The following is a 2,037-nucleotide window of genomic DNA, read 5'->3' on the forward strand; positions in this document are numbered from 1 at the left end:
CGCATATCGAGGCCTGACACATGACCGCACCCGATCACATGACCGAACTGGGAGAATTTGCTTGCATGGGGGTATCCACACATGGCCCCCGTTTCGACCGGACACCTCGGCATAGGTAGTGGAGTGCGCCCCCACGGGTGGACAGCTCACGCCGCTGTTTTCGACCATGCTCGGGCGTTGATTTCCTCGTACCTATCCGGGCTCAGAAATCCGAGAGCCGAATGCAGGCGTCTCGGGTAATAGATGTTCTCGATGAAACCGGGAAGATAGGCGGCTACATCTTCGAAGCTGGCGTACTCGGTCGGGTAGACCGCCTCGACCTTGATCGTCTTCATGAAGCTCTCGGCATGTGGGTTATCATAGGGATTGCCGCGCCGGCTCATGGATCCGAAGAAGCCGTGCGCCTTCATGATCCGCCTATACGCCCCAGCGGCGCCCAGGGTGATCTCAACCGGTCGTCGCAACACTCAATGGGTGGAGGTTGCGATGACTGGGAAAAGACGCTCAGATCTGGCGGGACGGAAGAAGCTGTCATCGCCCGGGCGACCACCGGTTACGATCCGCGCGGATCAGGTCAGGTTCTGGGCGGCGATCGCTGCGGGACGCTCGAGCGAGGACGTCGCGGCGGAGGTGGGTGTATCGATGCCGGTGGGATCGCGTTGGTTCCGGGGGTCCGGCGGCATGCCACCTACTCACTTGGCTGTCTCGGCGGCGCCGTTGTCGGAGCGCTACCTGTCGTTCATCGAGCGCGAGGAGATCGCGCTGCTTCGCGTTCGAGGGCACGGCATGCGCCACATCGCCCGAACCCTGAACCGTTCCCCGTCCACGATCTCGCGCGAACTCCGGCGCAACGCGGCCACCCGATGCGGCAAGCTTGAATACCGCGCGACGACGGCGCAGTGGCACGCGGATCGATCCGCGCGGCGCCCGAAGGCGGCGAAGCTGGCGATCAACGCGGCTCTGCGCGACTATGTCCAGGAACGCCTCGCCGGCCTGATCACGCGCTTGGACGGCGAACCGATCGAAGGCCCGCGCGTGATCTGGAAGGGGCGCCGACATGGAAGGCGCCAGCCCAGACGCTGGGCCCGGGCGTGGAGCCCAGAGCAGATCTCGCGCAGGCTGCCCCTCGACTTTCCCGAGGACGAGACGATGCGGATCAGCCACGAAGCGATCTACCAGGCGCTCTACATTCAAGGTCGCGGCGCCTTGCGTCGGGAACTGACCGCCTGCCTGCGCACGGGCCGCGCGCCGCGCGTACCTCGCGCCCGGATCGCGGCTCGGGGAAAGTCCTTCGTCATCCCGGAGGTGATGATCAGCGAACGACCCGCGGAAGCCGCCGACCGGGCCGTCCCGGGCCACTGGGAAGGGGACCTGATCCTGGGGCTCAACCGCTCGGCGATCGGCACCCTGGTGGAGCGCGCGACACGTTTCACGATGCTCCTCCGCCTCCCGCCCATGCCCGGCCACGGGATCAGCCCTCGCGTGAAGAACGGTCCAGCGCTCGCGGGTCATGGCGCCGAGGCCGTCCGGGATGCCATCGCCGAAGCGATCACAACCCTGCCCGAGCATCTCAGACGCTCCCTGGCCTGGGACCAGGGAGCCGAGATGGCGCGTCATGCCGATCTCAGGGTCGGCCATGGGCAGCCAGTCTACTTCTGCGATCCTCAAAGCCCATGGCAGCGCGGAACAAACGAAAACACCAACGGTCTTCTCCGCCACAGATCTGAGCCTACACGGGCCCGACGAACTCGAAGCCGTCGCCGCCGCCCTCAACGGCAGGCCGCGCAAAAACGCTCGGATGGCGAACCCCCGCCGAGGCACTGGACGCCTTTCTCATCGCCGCGCAAAACTCAGGTGTTGCGACGACCGGTTGGGATCACCTTGAACTCCCCTGTCGGAGTGAAAGACGCATCCCGGGAGGTGCCGTCGCGCCGCGATCGCCGATCTCAGGGCCGCCGTCGTCAGCCTCTGGTCGATGGCGCGGCCGAGCGCGTAGCCCACCACCTTGCGCGACCAGATGTCCAGGATCACCGCCAA

The 2,037-nt window shown here is 65.9% G+C and carries 2 protein-coding genes and 1 pseudogene; 1 reads left to right on the forward strand and 2 read right to left on the reverse strand.

The window, feature by feature from the left end; all coding sequences use genetic code 11:
• Positions 1–146 precede the first annotated feature (146 nt).
• Positions 147–410 (reverse strand): integrase core domain-containing protein, encoded by a 264-nt coding sequence (locus ACLJK8_RS22575; protein ID WP_413152658.1) that lies wholly within the window; start codon positions 408–410, stop codon positions 147–149.
• A 76-nt stretch (positions 411–486) separates the two neighbouring features.
• On the opposite strand from ACLJK8_RS22575, the pseudogene ACLJK8_RS22580 reads away from it, so the two are divergent.
• Positions 487–1,868: pseudogene (locus ACLJK8_RS22580) on the forward strand (IS30 family transposase); the annotation flags it as partial.
• Here the strand turns inward: ACLJK8_RS22580 and ACLJK8_RS22585 are convergent.
• The gene (locus ACLJK8_RS22585; protein ID WP_413152659.1) at positions 1,834–2,031 is read right to left on the reverse strand and encodes a hypothetical protein; all 198 of its coding nucleotides are present in this window, start codon (positions 2,029–2,031) and stop codon (positions 1,834–1,836) included. The pseudogene ACLJK8_RS22580 and the gene ACLJK8_RS22585 sit on opposite strands and share 35 nt — an antisense overlap.
• Positions 2,032–2,037: the final 6 nt, after the last annotated feature.

The sequence above is a fragment of the Amaricoccus sp. W119 genome, from assembly GCF_047275745.1.
Lineage (GTDB): Bacteria > Pseudomonadota > Alphaproteobacteria > Rhodobacterales > Rhodobacteraceae > Amaricoccus.

Coding starts and splice junctions, on each gene's coding strand:
- ACLJK8_RS22575 (WP_413152658.1), bottom strand. CDS start 410: ATGAAGGCGCACGGCTTCTTCGGATCCATGAGCCGGCGCGGCAATCCC.